Raw genomic sequence first — 14,624 nt, 5'->3', positions numbered from 1 at the left:
CTAAGTTCTCACAGTTTAAAAAGAGTACCAATGAGGCCTCTTCCAAGGCTTGCACCAAGGTTTCCACCCAGTGTTTTGCCAAATTTTCCAAAGCCCTGTCCGGCAGCTTTACCCATTTCTCTGCCTACAGTTCCGCTGACTGTGGTGGCTACGGATTTAGCCGCTCTCTTCTTTGCGTTTTCGGCCTTTTGTCTCTCTCTTTCCTTGATTTTTTCAGCAGCTGTAAGCTCCTTCTGTCTTGCCTTTTCTTCCAATACTTTGGCTTTTTCTTCCTCAGCTCTTGCCTTTTCTCTCTCCGCCTCTTCAGCTAACATGGCACCCTTTCTCTTTAAGATCTCATAAGCTGAGTCTGAGTCTATCGCATTGGCATATCTGCTGTACAAAAGGCTTCCCTTTATTGTACTGTCTCTGAGACTATCATCTATTCCGCCAATCTTACTCATTGGGGGAAGCACAAATGCTCTCTTTACAATTTCAGGTGTTCCGTTCTCATCAAGTAATGACACTACTGCCTCACCTGTTCCAAGCTCCATTATAGCATCAAAGGTCTTGAATTCCGGATTCTCACGAAACGATTCAGCTGCAGCCTTAACTGCCTTCTGATCCGCAGGAGTGTACGCATGAAGGGCGTGCTGAATCTTATTGCCAAGCTGTGCCAAAACTCCATCAGGAATATCTCTTGGATTCTGAGTTACAAAATATACGCCGACACCTTTAGAACGAATAAGCTTTACAACCTGCTCTATCTTATTCAGAAGTGCTTTCGAAGTATCCTTAAAAAGAAGATGCGCTTCATCAAAAAAGAATACCATCTTAGGCTTCTCCATATCCCCAACCTCAGGCAGAGTCTCGAACAGCTCTGAGAGCATCCACAAAAGGAATGTGGAATATAAAACTCCATTATTTATAAGGCTCTCGGAATCAAGGATATTTATCATTCCCTTTCCTCTGGTATCAGTCACTAACCAGTCAGTAAGATTAAGTGCAGGCTCACCAAAGAAAGTTTCAGCCCCCTGAGTTTCAAGCGCAACAACGCTCCTTAGAATAGCGCTGATGGACACTGGGCTCATTTTACCATAATCCGCTGCATAATCTTTATTATTTTCAGAAAGCTCATTAAGCAGAGCCTTTAAATCCTTTGTATCATAGAGTGGCAGGCCGTTATCATCCGCAATCTTAAACGCAATCGTGAGAATATCACTCTGCAGCTCGTTAAGTCCAAGAATACGTGAAAGTAGAATCGGTCCCATCTCCGTAACCGTTGTACGAAGCTGAATTCCCTTTTCACCAAACAAATCCCAGAATGTCACCGGGTACTTATTATACTCAAATCCGGCATCCCGGAGAGAAAGCCGCTCTATCCTCTCCTCCATTCCTGAACCTTCCTGTATCATTCCGGCAAGGTCACCCTTTACATCGGCCAGAAATACCGGAACTCCCATATCAGAAAAGGATTCCGCAAGAACCTTCAGGGTTACAGTCTTACCAGAGCCTGTTGCTCCCGCAATAAGTCCATGCCTGTTCGCCATTTTTGGCAGAAGATATATTTCATCCCCACTATCTGTTCTTGCGACAAATACCTTACCGTCTTTAACCATTTTACGCCCTCCTGTCATAAGAAATTTCAAGTAAACGTCACTTCTATTTTAACGTTAAATCGTCCACAAAACAACAAGCAGCAGTCTCCCATATCAGCATTACTGTTCACACCTTATGGTGCTCGCATGCAGAGTAAGCAATAACCTATTAATACATCTCATTACTAAATATCAGATATGAATTGTCATGCAGAATCACATGCCCTGTAAGAACATCTGCATAATCTTCCCACAGATCCTTATCTATTATAAGGATTGAATCAGGATCACTGAGGAAATTTTCAACGGTTCCGTCCACGGGAATAACATCCAGATACATCTCAGCAGGAGCCACATATTCAGGCTCCCAGTGATCTGACACAGCTTTGTTTATTCTAAAATCAGAGATCAGGTAGGCGTTTTTTCCTGCATAGCTTTTCCCGTTTACAGCTGCAAAATCCTGTACATCCTCCACAAACTGATCTACGGGATGTCCACCTGTTCCCGCAAGATTTATGGTCCTTATAGTGGGAATCATGAAATATATACACATGGCCACTACTACTCCCGATATAACTACCGTAGAGATAAGTTGTTCACTACATATATCATTTATAAAAAATGAAATAAGCTTAGCGGTAAGAATACACATAGCAATCTGTGAAGTGTAGGTATACCAGGTCAGATAGCTTCTTGTCAGTGAAAAAAAAGCAACCGGTACTATCGTCCATAAAAGGAATAAACTGTTTTCACTTACAAATACTCTTAGTGACATCAGCTTTTCAGAATTTGCTTTATCTCTTTTTACAATCAATCCTATAACAATAAAAAGCAGTGCCACAGCGAAAATCATTACAATATTTGATGTGAAGAAATCATTAAGAGGCTCTAAGAAGCTACTGTCTGCTGATGATACTCTGTCTGCAACTTCTCCAACAAAAAGCGCATTCAGAAACTCAAAGCCATCAAAGAAATACCTTTTTATCATCCACATAATGGGCAGCATTGCCGCAAGGATTACGGAAACCACAACTCTCTTTATGAAGCCAAATGAATTTCTGATTTTTGGGATATATAAAAGACCTATGATAAAAATAAGCGCTGCATGGGGGCCTTTGCACATAAATGCCATTCCCATGGAAATCGCATAGAGATACATGAAACTATATCTATAAGACATGAGATATAAAGAAAACATTGAAATCGTAAAAAATAGATTGTAAAGTGCATCCATCTCTGCTGCACGATACATATGGAAGGTAAAAAACGGAGTGCATGCCCCAAAGAGTACAGAAAAGAACACTCCTGCATATGAATCCTTTGTGTAGAAAAAGAAACCTATTATTAGTAAGCAGGTCATTATGCCCATGAGTGCCGATGGGAACCTTACCGCAAAAGAACTCACTCCAAATATTTTAAAGGATAATATCATGGCGTCCAGACTTATCGGTGGTTTGGAATTAAAATAATCCGCCGCATAGCGATAGGTATTTATCATCCAGTTCCCCTGCTTAAACATTTCATACGCATTAGTGGCATGATAAGCCTCATCTGTCTGGATAAGATACCCCTTTCCAAGATTGTGAAATATCATATATGCGTCAATAAAGACGAATACGACCATCAGACAAACCCAGAACATGCTTCGATAACCTTTTTTCATACAATCCCCCATCATACAATGTCCTAAAGAATCCGCTAGTGTTTTGTCTGAGTGACTTTTGATTTAATTACGAAGTATCATTCTCAATAGGCTAGGAATCTGAATGAGTCGTAGCGGTGGCTACGGCGATTGAAGATGACGAAGCATATTGAGAATTAGACAAGTAATTTATCAAATTGTCATTCAGACAAGACACTAGCAGTGAATTCTTCAGGAAGGTCATTAGTTTTCATAGTTTACTCGACACTATAATACTCAAAACCGATATAAAACATCCCCAATTAAATTTTATTATACATTTATCAGTAACTTCATACAATCTGTTATATACGATTAACAAGCTCTAAAAAGACTCATAGTGGTACTTGCATGCCTCGAAACCTCGTCAAATGCTCTGCTAAAATACAGAAAAAAACCGGCAGCCATATGACTACCGGTTCTCCATAAAAAAACAATTATTTCTTATTAACAAGATCTTTAAGAGCCTTACCAGCCTTGAACTTAGGAGCTACAGAAGCAGGGATCTTGATGCTCTCGCCTGTCTGAGGGTTCTTACCTGTTCTAGCTGCTCTCTTTGTGGTCTCAAATGTACCAAAGCCAACAAGCTGAACCTTATCCTTCTTCTTGAGCTGCTTTGAAACAACATCAACAAAAGCCTTAACTGCCTTCTCAGAATCCTTCTTTGAAAGGCCTGTCTCCTTTGCGATTGCTTCTACTAATTCTGTCTTGTTCATATTGTTTTCCTCCAAATATAAGAAAATTTAACTACATTGACTATACTAGCACCCGAAAACCCTAAAAACAAGCCTTTTTCAAGAAAAAAACCCGATTTTTTGCCTATTTATGCGCTTTTTGGTGAATTTAATCAAAAAAACAGTGTATTCTTGTGAAAAACAGATATTGAAACTTCCATTAAATAGTGGTTTTTTAGCCTAAAATCATTCCTTTCCGCTCCAACAGTAGGTACATAATTTGCATGGTTCAAGGGGTATTGCCTCGACCATATCATCAAGTCTGTGATAGTGGAGTGAAGTAAAATTAAGTTCCTTTCTTATCTCTTCCAGCATTGCTTCGTAGCGGGGTGAATCCGGATCAGTATATTTTCTTACAGTCTCTTCACCCGGCTTTGGATAGCCTTCAAGCTTTTCAATAACCCGTCTTGTGATGAGTTCCATCTCGGAATTCGATCTTGAGAAATTGAGATACTTACAGCCATAAATAAGCGGAGGACATGCAGGTCTTATATGCACTTCCTTTGCTCCGCTCTTATAAAGGAATTCTGTTGTCTCCCTGAGCTGAGTTCCTCTTACGATAGAATCGTCTATAAGAAGAAGGCTCTTATTATTTATAAGCTGATTAACCGGAATCAGTTTCATCTTTGCAATAAGATCACGCCTTGACTGAATTGTAGGCATGAATGATCTGGGCCAGGTAGGCGTATATTTTACAAAAGGTCTTGAATAAGGTATCCCTGATGCATTTGAATAACCAATTGCATGTGCTACACCTGAATCAGGAACTCCTGCTACAAGATCAGGATGCAATCCCCTTTGCATATCTCTCTCGGCAAGCTTTTTACCACAGCCATACCTGATATTTTCTACATTAAATCCTTCATAGGATGATGCCGGGAATCCATAGTATATCCATAAAAATGTACAGATACGCATTTCCTCAAATGCCGGTGCCACTATCTCAACACTCTCCGGAGTGATATATGCTATTTCTCCGGGGCCCAGCTCCCTATAGGGATCGTAACCAAGATTTAAATACGAAAAACTCTCAAAGCATACGCAGAAGCCTTCATCCTTGTGTCCTATTTCCACAGGTGTCCTTCCGAACCTGTCTCTTGCCGCATATATTCCCTCAGGAGTCATGACAAGAAGCGTCATGGAGCCCTTGATTATCTCCTGGGCATACCTTATTCCTTCAACTATCGTAACCTTCTGATTAATTATAGATGCAACAAGCTCCGTAGGATTTATATCGCCTCCGCTCATCTCAAGGAAGTGCGATCTGTTATCCGCAAATAACTTGTTTGTTATCTCTTCGATATTGTTGATCTTACCAACTGTTGTTATAGCATAAGTACCGTGATGTGAACGGACAATAAGAGGCTGAGGCTCGAAATCAGAAATACAGCCAATTCCAAGATTCCCCTCCATCCTGAGCATATCCTCTTCAAATTTCGGTCTGAAATAAGATCTCTCGATATTATGTATTGCACGGTCAAAACCTTTTTTCTTGTCATATACGGCAAGTCCTGCCCTGCGAGTACCTAAATGAGAATGATAATCTGTTCCGTAAAACAGATCAAAGACTGCGCTATCACGCGATGCAACTCCAAAAAAACCACCCATGGGAACCTCCAAACAGATATATATTCAGAAAAATACTACAGCAACAATAATAGCATAAAGAGGTCCAAAATTGCATTACAATAACCTAAAAAAAGACGAATACAATTTATTTATATAAAAAACCGACATGGATATTCGAGTATCCGATGCCGGTTTTGTACATTCATCTATTAGAGTCTGTCGTTTCTCTTTACGTAAGCAGGTGTTACTGAATTGGAAACAACCTTTTTTACATGTTTAATATCAGCCCATTTATCAATTACTGCATTTTCGATATAAACACCATCTGCGATGTTGTTATATGCCAGAACAATTGAATTTCTTACTACTGCGCCCTTACCGATGTGAACGTTACGTCCAATAATTGAGTTTTCTACAGTTCCCTCGATAAGACCGGCATTACAAATGAGTGAATTTGTAACCTTCGCTCCATGGAAATACTGTGTAGGACATGCATCTGTTGTCTTGGTATAGAACGGCCAATCTGACTTAAAGAACTCCATTGAAGTTGCAAAATCAAGCATCTCCATATTGGCACGATAATAATCATCAAGACTTGTGATTGCTGCAAAATATCCTTTGTGCTGAATTCCTCTTACATCAAGCTCATTGCAGGCAAGACCTATCATATCTGCAAGTGAATATGCTGATGATTCTTTTCTTGATTTCTTTATCAGGTCGATAAAGATTTCCTTACTCATAACATAGGTATCCATGCTGATGTTCTTTTCTTTAGCTGTACCCATGTTGCGTTCCAGAGATTCTACACCCTTTTGTCTGTTGAGTGTCACAACATTGCAGGCTCTGTAGAATTCCTTGGCCTGATCAACCTTATGATACAAAAGTGTGATATCTGTTCCTGACGCAACGTGCTGATCAAGAAGCTCCTGGAAGTTCTGCTTATAAATCATGTAGCTTGGCGCTATTACTACGTAATCCTGAGGCATACGCTCTATCTGCTCAAGGTTTTCAATATATGCATTGATATCTGTATTATAGATTGAGCTTGCTCCGTTATTCTGTGTGAAAAACATCTGAATTGCGCCGCGCTTGGAATTGATGTTGTAATGTCTTCCTGAGCCTATATGCTCAACTATGGAGCGGGGTCTGCTGTTTAAGCAAACCTGAATTCTGTCGAAACCACTGTTGCTCATGTTTGAAATAGGAAAATCAATAACACGAAATCTTCCAAGGAAGGAAAATGCACCAATAGGTCTGTAATCATGAAGTCCTTCCACACGAATATAATTAGCGGCGGAGTTAATCACGCCAAATGCTCTATTTGCCATTATTTATCCTCCCCCTTTACATTTTTAGCAACAAGGAGGATTTCCTCACTCTTCTTGTTTCCTACGTTAGCATTTTTACCAATGCGGATATTTTCAGCTACAAGAGCTCTGTTTACCGTAGCCCCTTCAAACACTGTAACTCCGGGCATAAGAACCGAATCAGTTACTTTTGCACCGGGCTCTATGGTTACCTTCGGGAAAATAACCGAATTCTTAACCTCACCTTTAATAGCTGCACCCTGGTTTATGTATGCGCGGTCTATCTTTGCTGTCTCACCAATATATGCGGGTGTTATGCCTGTATCCTCGGTATATATCTTCCAGGAAGTATCATCGAGGTTCAATTCATTTTCACTGTCAAGAAGATCCATATTAGCTTCCCAAAGTGAATCGATTGTTCCAACATCCTTCCAGTATCCTGAGAATTCATAAGCATAAAGTGCCTTGCCCTGTTCTATCATTACAGGAATAAAATCCTTACCAAAATCATGGCTTGAATCAGGATTCTTCATATCCTCAATAAGCATCTTGCGCATGGTCTTCCAGTTGAAAATATAAATTCCCATTGATGCAAGGTTGCTCTTCGGCTTCGGAGGCTTCTCCTCAAATTCCACAATTCTGCCATCCTCTGCGGTATTCATGATACCGAAACGGCAGGCTTCTTTCATAGGTACACCTCTTACCGCAATAGTTGCATCTGCGCCATGCTCCTTATGGAATCTGAGCATCTTGTCATAATTCATTTTGTAAATGTGATCTCCGGACAGAACTAAAAGATATTCCGGATCATAGGCATCGATAAAATCGATATTCTGAGAAATAGCATCTGCTGTTCCACGATAGACATCAAAACCTGAATCAGCTTTCTCTCTGGGTGTAAGAACAAATACACCGCTGTCTTTGGTATCAAGGCCCCAGCGTCCTCCTGCTGCTACATAACTGTTAAGCAGTACAGATTCATACTGTGTAAGAACTCCCACTATATCTATTCCACTGTTTGCACAGTTGCTTAGCGGAAAATCAATGATACGGTATTTACCACCGTATGCTACTGCTGGCTTTGCCACCTTGTTAGTGAGCTCATGAAGACGGCTTCCCCTGCCACCTGCAAGTATCATAGCCAACATGTTTGTTTGAGCCATATTATATCCCCTCTCTTTATATAAAATATTTATAACATTATTCTAAGCGTATTATATAATTATTTCAATCAAAAATGGAGAAACAGGCTCTTTATAGCAAAAATTAATCAGTAAAAACTCTTCCTGTGCGCTGATCAAATTAATAGATATTATCTGTATAATGAATCAATCTGCTCCTGTAGTGCGACTACAATATCATCAATTCCCTCAAGTGCAAGCTCTTCCTGCATCTTTGTAACGATAGCCTCTGCAGTCCCACTGTATTTTCCGTAGGATATCTCTTTCATATAATCACAGTAGATCTGATTACACTTCTCAAGCTTTGCTGATATTTCAGAATCGTCCGGAACAAATTGTCCATAAGGGTACTCTGTCTTTTCCCTGTCATAGATCGTGTATAATTCATCGATTACATCCCAGTTTGTCTCAGCGTCTCTGATTTCAATATCATCATTTCTTCCCCACCAGAAGTTGGTAAGGGCATTGATATTGTCACTATCGGGATCAAATCCTTCAGGCCTATCTCTTAGCCCCTCTTCATTTATCGAATAAGACACTCCCTCGATTCCATAGCACAATAGTTTATAGCATGTTGGATCATTTCTTAGAAGATCATAGACCATAAGTGCTCTCTCAGGATTCCCGGAACCCGCTGAAATACTCATTGCACCATGAGTGATAGTCGATGAAACAATGTTATCATTATCAATTCCAAAAGCGAAGAATGCTGATTCTGCATCCGGATTATCTATATATAGCTGGTTTTCTTCATTGTCAGAGCACAGATTTGCAAAGGTCTGCGTGTGATGCTCTTCTGCCGCTACCAGCCCTTTTCTGTATTCTGCACGATTATCGGCACTAGAATTTTTCAAAACATTAGTAGGCCATACGCCTATCGTATCCCATATTTTCATAAGCTGGGCATACTCAACGTAAACATCTGTATCTGTCATCACGGGAGCATAGATTGTGTATGGCTCATCAAGGGATCCTCCGAACATATCCCCACTGCAAAAGCCGCTGACGGGAATAAAGTCTGTGTTTGATGACAGCCATCCGTTTGTCATATTTATATATTGGGTTCCATCAGCATCCCACGGAACTTTCAATTCTTTATGAAACTCCACGATGTATTTGAAGTAATCCGTAAGATCCTCCCAATCTTCTACACCGTTTCGAAGTCCTGCTTCCCTGGCAAAATCCATTCTGTAAATAAAGCCGTGGTTAGTCCACTGAGTATAATTGTCCTCAGGCATGAAATAAATTTCATCATTATATTTACACATATCCCAATGTTCCTGGGAAACTGACTCATAGGTTCTGGGCGCATACTTTTGCAGCATACTGACCGGCAAAGGAAGAAAAACTCCCTTTTTTACATTTTGCCATCCCTCAAGCCAGTTCGTAGAAGCTCCTACAAGATCGATGCTTCCATCCTTTTTTGAAAGCTTTTCATTGTATTTTTCAAGATAATTGTCCCAACTGATATACTCTATGCTTAATTCCGCATTTACATTTTCACTTAGAATCTCATTTAATTCCGCAATTGTAGCAAGGAGTCTTTCTTCAGCCTTCCCTGATGGTTTGTCCCCTATTGTAAGATAAGTAATGACAACATGCTCAGAGGTATCAAGTCTGGAAACATCAAAGCCCTTATCGTCACCCTCATCTGATGAATTGTCTTTAGACATGGATTCCTGCAGTTCCTCAGAAACCACAAAGCCCTTCTTTTCCTCAGCGGCACTTTCCTTCGCATTTTCGTCCGCTGCCGCGCTGCTACAGCCTGAAGCTAAAAAAGTGATCATTATACTTAGCGCAAATGCCATTACTCTTTTAATCATCGGTTTACCTCAAAATCAATGTCTCAGTTCATTACATCATCAGGATTTTCAGATACGTTAGCTAAAGCAATTGGATTTATTATGAATGCAATAATAATCTACTTTAATTATGTCACAAATAAACAGATATAATTATTACATTTTCATAACTTATTTATTACAACAAGAAGAAGCCTGCCAAAGTGCTCTGCTCAATAAGGCATAAAAAATGGATATGTATTTATACTAAACCGTTTAAGAGTTAATCATAAATACATATCCTTGATTTCATTTACAATATTCAATTGAATTCACAGGCTATATAAGCAACACCGTTGGCATCCTCATAGGCAGCTATCCCGATTTGAGTTGATCCGCTTAAAAGGTTTGCTCTGTGGGATGGGCTCAAGTACCATCCGGCGATAATATTCAGAGTACCTTTCTCTTCTTCCTTATCTGCTCTTGCAAGATTTTCACCGTTAACTCCGGTGCCTACAGTGTACCAGGCACTTCCGTCAGGTCTTGTATGATCGAATCTGACGGCTAATTCACCTGCCCGTACTGAAGCAGCCTGATTTAAGGAATCACTCACCGTAAAAGCCGGGAGTCCCAATTCTCCTCTCAGTGCATTCATGTACGCAACTACTTCACCCGTGTTTACTGTTTTTGCCTGTACTGTTATCCCCTGACTGATGAACACCATTATCACCAGACACAAGATAAAGTACATCTTAAATAGTGCTGTCTTCTCATTATTCATTTGTATCCCCCTCATAAAACCTCTTCAACCAAAGAAATCTTATAAATCTATTATCGTATAAAAATTTCAAAATATTATAAAATATGTGTAAATTTTTGTCTTAATCAGTATTTTTATGATTATTGCAGAAACTATACCGATTTCGTTCCCTCTATTTTTGTGCAATTTCACTTAATTTGTTTAAAATATATTGAAGTATTATAGGTTATGTGTTAACCTATATGTAGTTTTAAAAACTATGTATAAGGGTTTTACAGATAACATTTCTGCATAAGCCGTTGATTGGAGGCAGGTATGACAGTAACAGAATTAAAAGAGTTTTTTACAGACCATCTCGTTCCATCCAAGCTTTATGAGATTGGCAAAGCGATTGACGGCAAGGTATGTCTGACTAAAAACAAAGATTTTTGGGAGGTTTATTTCTTAGATCATGCAGAAAAGATTGGGCTCATGTGTTTCAAGGATGAAAACAGTGCTTGTCAGTCCATGAAAAATGAGCTTAGAAAACTTATGGAAAGCATCTATGAACTTACTTGGAAGCCCATAAATGCGTGAGCATTATCCGTCGGGCAGACTAAATGTAAAAAAACACTACGGATTTAAAGCACATCAGATTTCTTCTTGAGGGTAAAAATATCGCACTCCGGTGAACTCCGGAGTGCGTTTTTAATTGGAGTACTTATATGGATTCGGTGGTTTTCGTGTTAACCATTCAATGCCATTTAGTGAAGTTTTATATGGCCTAGTGCTACTGTCATCAAATAAGTCGACTTTATTACTTGTCTAAATTGTCTTCTGCTGCGTTGGCGTCAATCGCCGTACCGCCCGGTACGACTCATTCCTCCGCCTTGCAGAAGAACAATTTATACTTCGCAAAAAGTCGAGGTATTTAATGACAGCAGCACTAGTGAAGCTGTTTAACTTCTAAAATATAGGATTGCGCAGACAAGGGACATTCCCCAGAAGGCAAATCCAATAAAGGTTGTTGTGCGTGAGCTGTCATAGGCTTCCTGAAGAACATAATTTTCCTTTATAAGCTCGATTCTCTCTTCTTCATGGCCGTCGTAAATCGGAGGTTCAGTTTCTTCCTCTTCTTCAGAAGTTTCCTCTGCCTCTTCTTCTCCCTCATCCTCACCCTCTTCAGAATTAACAAGAGCAATGTTTTCAATAGTCGGCTCTTCAGGTTCAGGAACAGGCATCTGAATATCCTCGCCGGAAATCTCAGCTACTCCCGGCTCTGTACTTTCTTCCTCTTCATCCTCATGTCCTATAAGACTTGGATCCTTAAGTTCAGGCTTAGGCGGTCTGTTAAACTCCCCTACTATAAAGAATCCCATGCCTATTAAGAATATTCCCAGCGTATAAATCAGATAGATATTATTATGATGCATATTTCCCACCCTCATAGAAAAACTCATCAAAATTCTTGTTACAATTTTTTGACCTTTATGCTCTTTGGTGCTACCTTTTTGATTTTGCCGGCATAGTCCTTCTTTACACCGCCCTTTACATAGAACACCGCTTCATCACTTATTTTCTTAAAGCATTTTTTTGAGAAGGTCTTTATCTTCTTGGATTTGATGTTGATCTCCTGCAGATTCTCGCATCCATAAAAGGCTGTTTTGCCGATTTTAGTTACATTAGCACCAATAGTCAGTGTCTCAAGTTTAGTATTGTCCTTGCAGGCATTAGCGGCGATCTGAACCACCTTTGCTGTGACATCCCCTATCTGTATTTTATTTGGTATATCTATCTCTATGGCCTCTTCATCAACAACACCCTTGAAGGCCACTTCAAAATCACCTACTGCCTTAAACACCATACCATCTGCCGCGTAGCTTTTTCCTTTTGAGAGCTTTGTTTTTACCTTTTTATACTTAGGCCAGTATACATCCCTCGCAAGGTTTCCTCTTTCAGTTGAGGTATTTAGCCTGTCAGCAGGGATTTCATAGTAGTAGCACCAGTTAAATCCCGCTTCGTAAGCTCCTCCTGCCGAGTTACCAGATCCCTTTATCATTGAAAGCGTATTGGGATAATAAGTCTCAAGCTCATACTCAAGGTAAAAAAGCTGTCCCTCAAGATCTCTCCAATCATATCCATGGTCTGAGCACCAGGCTCTTAATCTGGACATTCTGTCGTTATGCCATTGGCAAATTCCGTAGCTTGTACCTCCATCACCGCTGGCATTAGGATTAAATGATGACTCCTTTTCTACATTCGCCAGAGCCCCTGAACCTGCGGCATTGTTGAAATGCATCTCTTCCCTGAGAAAATAAAATATCTTTTCCTCATTGTTCTGACCACGCAAAGATGCAGCCTTTACACCTCCATGTGGCATAAACAGACTGCATCCTACAATAATCGATAATCCTGCAAATAATTTTCCCCAAAAATGATTTACTCTTTTCATACCCTTTCCCCTTTATTAAAATGTTAAATTATTTTAGCCAAAAGGCGTCACACCAGCGTCTTTACATAGGCTTCTCATAATAGAATGAGCTCTTTCTTATAAATCCAATCTCCTTGTAATTAATTATCTGCTCTGTACTTCCAATGAAAAGAACTCCACCGGGAGCCAGAGAATTATAGTATTTTCTAAAGATCTCGTCCTTCGCTTCCTCAGTAAAATAGATAAGAACGTTTCGGCAAACAATCAGGTGATAATCCTTCGGATAAGGCTCTCTCAAAAGATCAGCCTGCTTAAAGTTTACACGCTTCTTGATATCATCACTAACGCGCCACTTATCGCCTTCCTGAGTGAGATATTTCTTCTTCAGATCTGCCGGAACTCCGGATACTTCCTTAGCATCATATACGCCTGCTCTCGCTTTCGCCAAAGCAACAGTATCAATATCCCATGCCATTACATTTATCTGATTCAGTGGCATATGATTAGACAGAAGCATTACAATTGTATAAGGCTCGTCACCTGTTGAGCATGCAGCACTCCAGATTTTCAGATTTTTGCCGAATCTGTTAATAAGTTCAGGCACCATCTGCTTATCCATAAGATTCCACTGATCGATGTTTCTGAAAAACTCAGACACATTGATGGTCAGATATGTGATGAACGTCTCGCGGGCAGTCTGATCCTTCTTGATAAGATCCATATATTGATCATATCCCTTACAATCTGTCTTACCTATAAGTGTATCAATCCTGCGCTTCATCTGCTTTTCTTTGTAAGCATTAAGATCAATTTTTGTAAGTTTAAAAACTTCACCCTTGAACCACTCGTAATCTACAGCCATTTGTAAGCCTCCGTTATAAATCAAAAATAGTACAACTACTACTTAGTTCAAGTATAACTAACCCTGCTGTTTGTGTAAAATTAAATAAATATAAACAAAATTAAGTAAATATTACTCTTTTGAAATTATCGGAGTCAGGCACATGAGCTGTGCATCCTCATAGAGTGTTTTTAATTTACAGGAAATCCTGAGGTATACCCATAAGATAAAAAAGTGCCTACGGCACCTCAACTCCCCTGCCCCTCAATCATGAGGGGTGGGGTTGTTTTTTGCCTCAACTCATTCATAATGATTTTATGAAACGAAATACTCTACAAGATCTGTTCCGCGATCATTATGAAGAAATTCAATATACTCTTCATCCCCGCAAGACCGAAATGGAAAACATCGATAAGATGATCAATTGCGGGGATCCTGCTTATGGCGGCGCTATGTACGGCTGCCCTGATTGTGGTACTCTCAAATTTGTTCCCTTTCGTTGTCATTCAAGATTCTGCCCTACATGTGGTGCCATGTATTCACAGAAACGTTCTCAGGCTATGTCATTTAAGCTCATAAACTGTCAGCACCGTCACTGCGTATTCACCATATCAAAAGAATTACGCCATTTCTTTCTCGAAGATCGCGACCTTCTTAACTGTCTTTTCGAAGCTGTCAGCAGTGTTATTAACCGGATGTTCTACAAAATCAACAAGAGTCAGAACTTTACACCTGGTTACATTCTGGTCCTTCACACATTTGGTCGTCCTTTGGAATGGAATC

At 39.9% G+C, this 14,624-nt stretch carries 13 protein-coding genes; 2 read left to right on the top strand and 11 right to left on the bottom strand.

Features of this window, described 5'->3' with window-relative positions:
- Nucleotides 1–8 precede the first annotated feature (8 nt).
- The 8 genes from G622_RS0116105 to G622_RS23265 form a co-directional block, all read right to left on the bottom strand.
- Nucleotides 9–1,598: a helicase HerA-like domain-containing protein gene (locus tag G622_RS0116105; protein ID WP_026511556.1), complete on the bottom strand. Its 1,590-nt coding sequence runs from the start codon at nt 1,596–1,598 to the stop codon at nt 9–11.
- 148 nt (nt 1,599–1,746) lie between these two features.
- Nucleotides 1,747–3,240, bottom strand: a complete 1,494-nt coding sequence (locus G622_RS0116100) for an ArnT family glycosyltransferase (protein WP_026511555.1) — start codon at nt 3,238–3,240, stop codon at nt 1,747–1,749.
- A gap of 455 nt (nt 3,241–3,695) precedes the next feature.
- Nucleotides 3,696–3,974, bottom strand: coding sequence for an HU family DNA-binding protein (locus G622_RS0116095; protein ID WP_022761419.1), 279 nt, complete (start codon nt 3,972–3,974; stop codon nt 3,696–3,698).
- Between the two features lie 204 nt (nt 3,975–4,178).
- Complete coding sequence (locus G622_RS0116090; RefSeq protein WP_026511554.1) at nt 4,179–5,600, bottom strand: amidophosphoribosyltransferase; 1,422 nt, start codon at nt 5,598–5,600, stop codon at nt 4,179–4,181.
- Nucleotides 5,601–5,770: 170 nt separating this feature from the next.
- Nucleotides 5,771–6,889: a glucose-1-phosphate adenylyltransferase subunit GlgD gene (glgD, locus tag G622_RS0116085; RefSeq protein ID WP_026511553.1), complete on the bottom strand. Its 1,119-nt coding sequence runs from the start codon at nt 6,887–6,889 to the stop codon at nt 5,771–5,773.
- Nucleotides 6,889–8,031: a glucose-1-phosphate adenylyltransferase gene (locus G622_RS0116080; RefSeq protein WP_026511552.1), complete on the bottom strand. Its 1,143-nt coding sequence runs from the start codon at nt 8,029–8,031 to the stop codon at nt 6,889–6,891. Before G622_RS0116080 ends, glgD begins: the two co-directional genes overlap by 1 nt.
- A 149-nt stretch (nt 8,032–8,180) precedes the next feature.
- Nucleotides 8,181–9,872: a DUF3502 domain-containing protein gene (locus G622_RS23270; protein WP_049945907.1), complete on the bottom strand. Its 1,692-nt coding sequence runs from the start codon at nt 9,870–9,872 to the stop codon at nt 8,181–8,183.
- Between the two features lie 280 nt (nt 9,873–10,152).
- Nucleotides 10,153–10,611, bottom strand: coding sequence for a CAP domain-containing protein (locus G622_RS23265; protein ID WP_049945906.1), 459 nt, complete (start codon nt 10,609–10,611; stop codon nt 10,153–10,155).
- A gap of 294 nt (nt 10,612–10,905) precedes the next feature.
- Between G622_RS23265 and G622_RS0116065 the strand changes: the two genes are divergently transcribed.
- Nucleotides 10,906–11,166, top strand: coding sequence for a hypothetical protein (locus G622_RS0116065; protein ID WP_026511551.1), 261 nt, complete (start codon nt 10,906–10,908; stop codon nt 11,164–11,166).
- 362 nt (nt 11,167–11,528) lie between these two features.
- On the opposite strand, the gene G622_RS0116060 is transcribed toward G622_RS0116065, so the two are convergent.
- The 3 genes from G622_RS0116060 to G622_RS0116050 all read right to left on the bottom strand — a co-directional run bounded on the left by G622_RS0116060 (nt 11,529) and on the right by G622_RS0116050 (nt 13,862).
- The gene (locus G622_RS0116060) at nt 11,529–12,002 is read right to left on the bottom strand and encodes a hypothetical protein (protein ID WP_026511550.1); all 474 of its coding nucleotides are present in this window, start codon (nt 12,000–12,002) and stop codon (nt 11,529–11,531) included.
- Nucleotides 12,003–12,040: 38 nt separating this feature from the next.
- Nucleotides 12,041–13,021: a phage tail tip lysozyme gene (locus G622_RS0116055; protein ID WP_026511549.1), complete on the bottom strand. Its 981-nt coding sequence runs from the start codon at nt 13,019–13,021 to the stop codon at nt 12,041–12,043.
- A 61-nt stretch (nt 13,022–13,082) separates the two neighbouring features.
- The gene (locus G622_RS0116050) at nt 13,083–13,862 is read right to left on the bottom strand and encodes a CheR family methyltransferase (RefSeq protein ID WP_026511548.1); all 780 of its coding nucleotides are present in this window, start codon (nt 13,860–13,862) and stop codon (nt 13,083–13,085) included.
- 296 nt (nt 13,863–14,158) lie between these two features.
- On the opposite strand from G622_RS0116050, the gene G622_RS25425 reads away from it, so the two are divergent.
- Nucleotides 14,159–14,624 (top strand): IS91 family transposase (locus G622_RS25425; RefSeq protein ID WP_044957905.1); only part of this gene is annotated, 466 nt, incomplete at its 3' end.

This window comes from Butyrivibrio sp. LC3010, from assembly GCF_000424385.1.
Taxonomy (GTDB): Bacteria; Bacillota; Clostridia; order Lachnospirales; family Lachnospiraceae; genus Butyrivibrio.
The sequence above is the reverse complement of the archived record's forward strand: the minus strand, read 5'-3'. Positions and strand labels throughout refer to the sequence as shown.

Excerpts from the sequence above, each read along its gene's own strand:
- glgD (WP_026511553.1), bottom strand. The coding sequence starts at position 6,889 with ATGGCAAATAGAGCATTTGGCGTGATTAACTCCGCCGCTAATTATATT.
- G622_RS0116065 (WP_026511551.1), top strand. The coding sequence starts at position 10,906 with ATGACAGTAACAGAATTAAAAGAGTTTTTTACAGACCATCTCGTTCCA.
- G622_RS0116095 (WP_022761419.1), bottom strand. The coding sequence starts at position 3,974 with ATGAACAAGACAGAATTAGTAGAAGCAATCGCAAAGGAGACAGGCCTT.
- G622_RS0116080 (WP_026511552.1), bottom strand. The coding sequence starts at position 8,031 with ATGGCTCAAACAAACATGTTGGCTATGATACTTGCAGGTGGCAGGGGA.
- G622_RS23270 (WP_049945907.1), bottom strand. The coding sequence starts at position 9,872 with ATGATTAAAAGAGTAATGGCATTTGCGCTAAGTATAATGATCACTTTT.
- G622_RS0116050 (WP_026511548.1), bottom strand. The coding sequence starts at position 13,862 with ATGGCTGTAGATTACGAGTGGTTCAAGGGTGAAGTTTTTAAACTTACA.
- G622_RS0116055 (WP_026511549.1), bottom strand. The coding sequence starts at position 13,021 with ATGAAAAGAGTAAATCATTTTTGGGGAAAATTATTTGCAGGATTATCG.
- G622_RS23265 (WP_049945906.1), bottom strand. The coding sequence starts at position 10,611 with ATGAATAATGAGAAGACAGCACTATTTAAGATGTACTTTATCTTGTGT.
- G622_RS0116060 (WP_026511550.1), bottom strand. The coding sequence starts at position 12,002 with ATGCATCATAATAATATCTATCTGATTTATACGCTGGGAATATTCTTA.
- G622_RS0116090 (WP_026511554.1), bottom strand. The coding sequence starts at position 5,600 with ATGGGTGGTTTTTTTGGAGTTGCATCGCGTGATAGCGCAGTCTTTGAT.
- G622_RS0116105 (WP_026511556.1), bottom strand. The coding sequence starts at position 1,598 with ATGGTTAAAGACGGTAAGGTATTTGTCGCAAGAACAGATAGTGGGGAT.
- G622_RS0116100 (WP_026511555.1), bottom strand. The coding sequence starts at position 3,240 with ATGAAAAAAGGTTATCGAAGCATGTTCTGGGTTTGTCTGATGGTCGTA.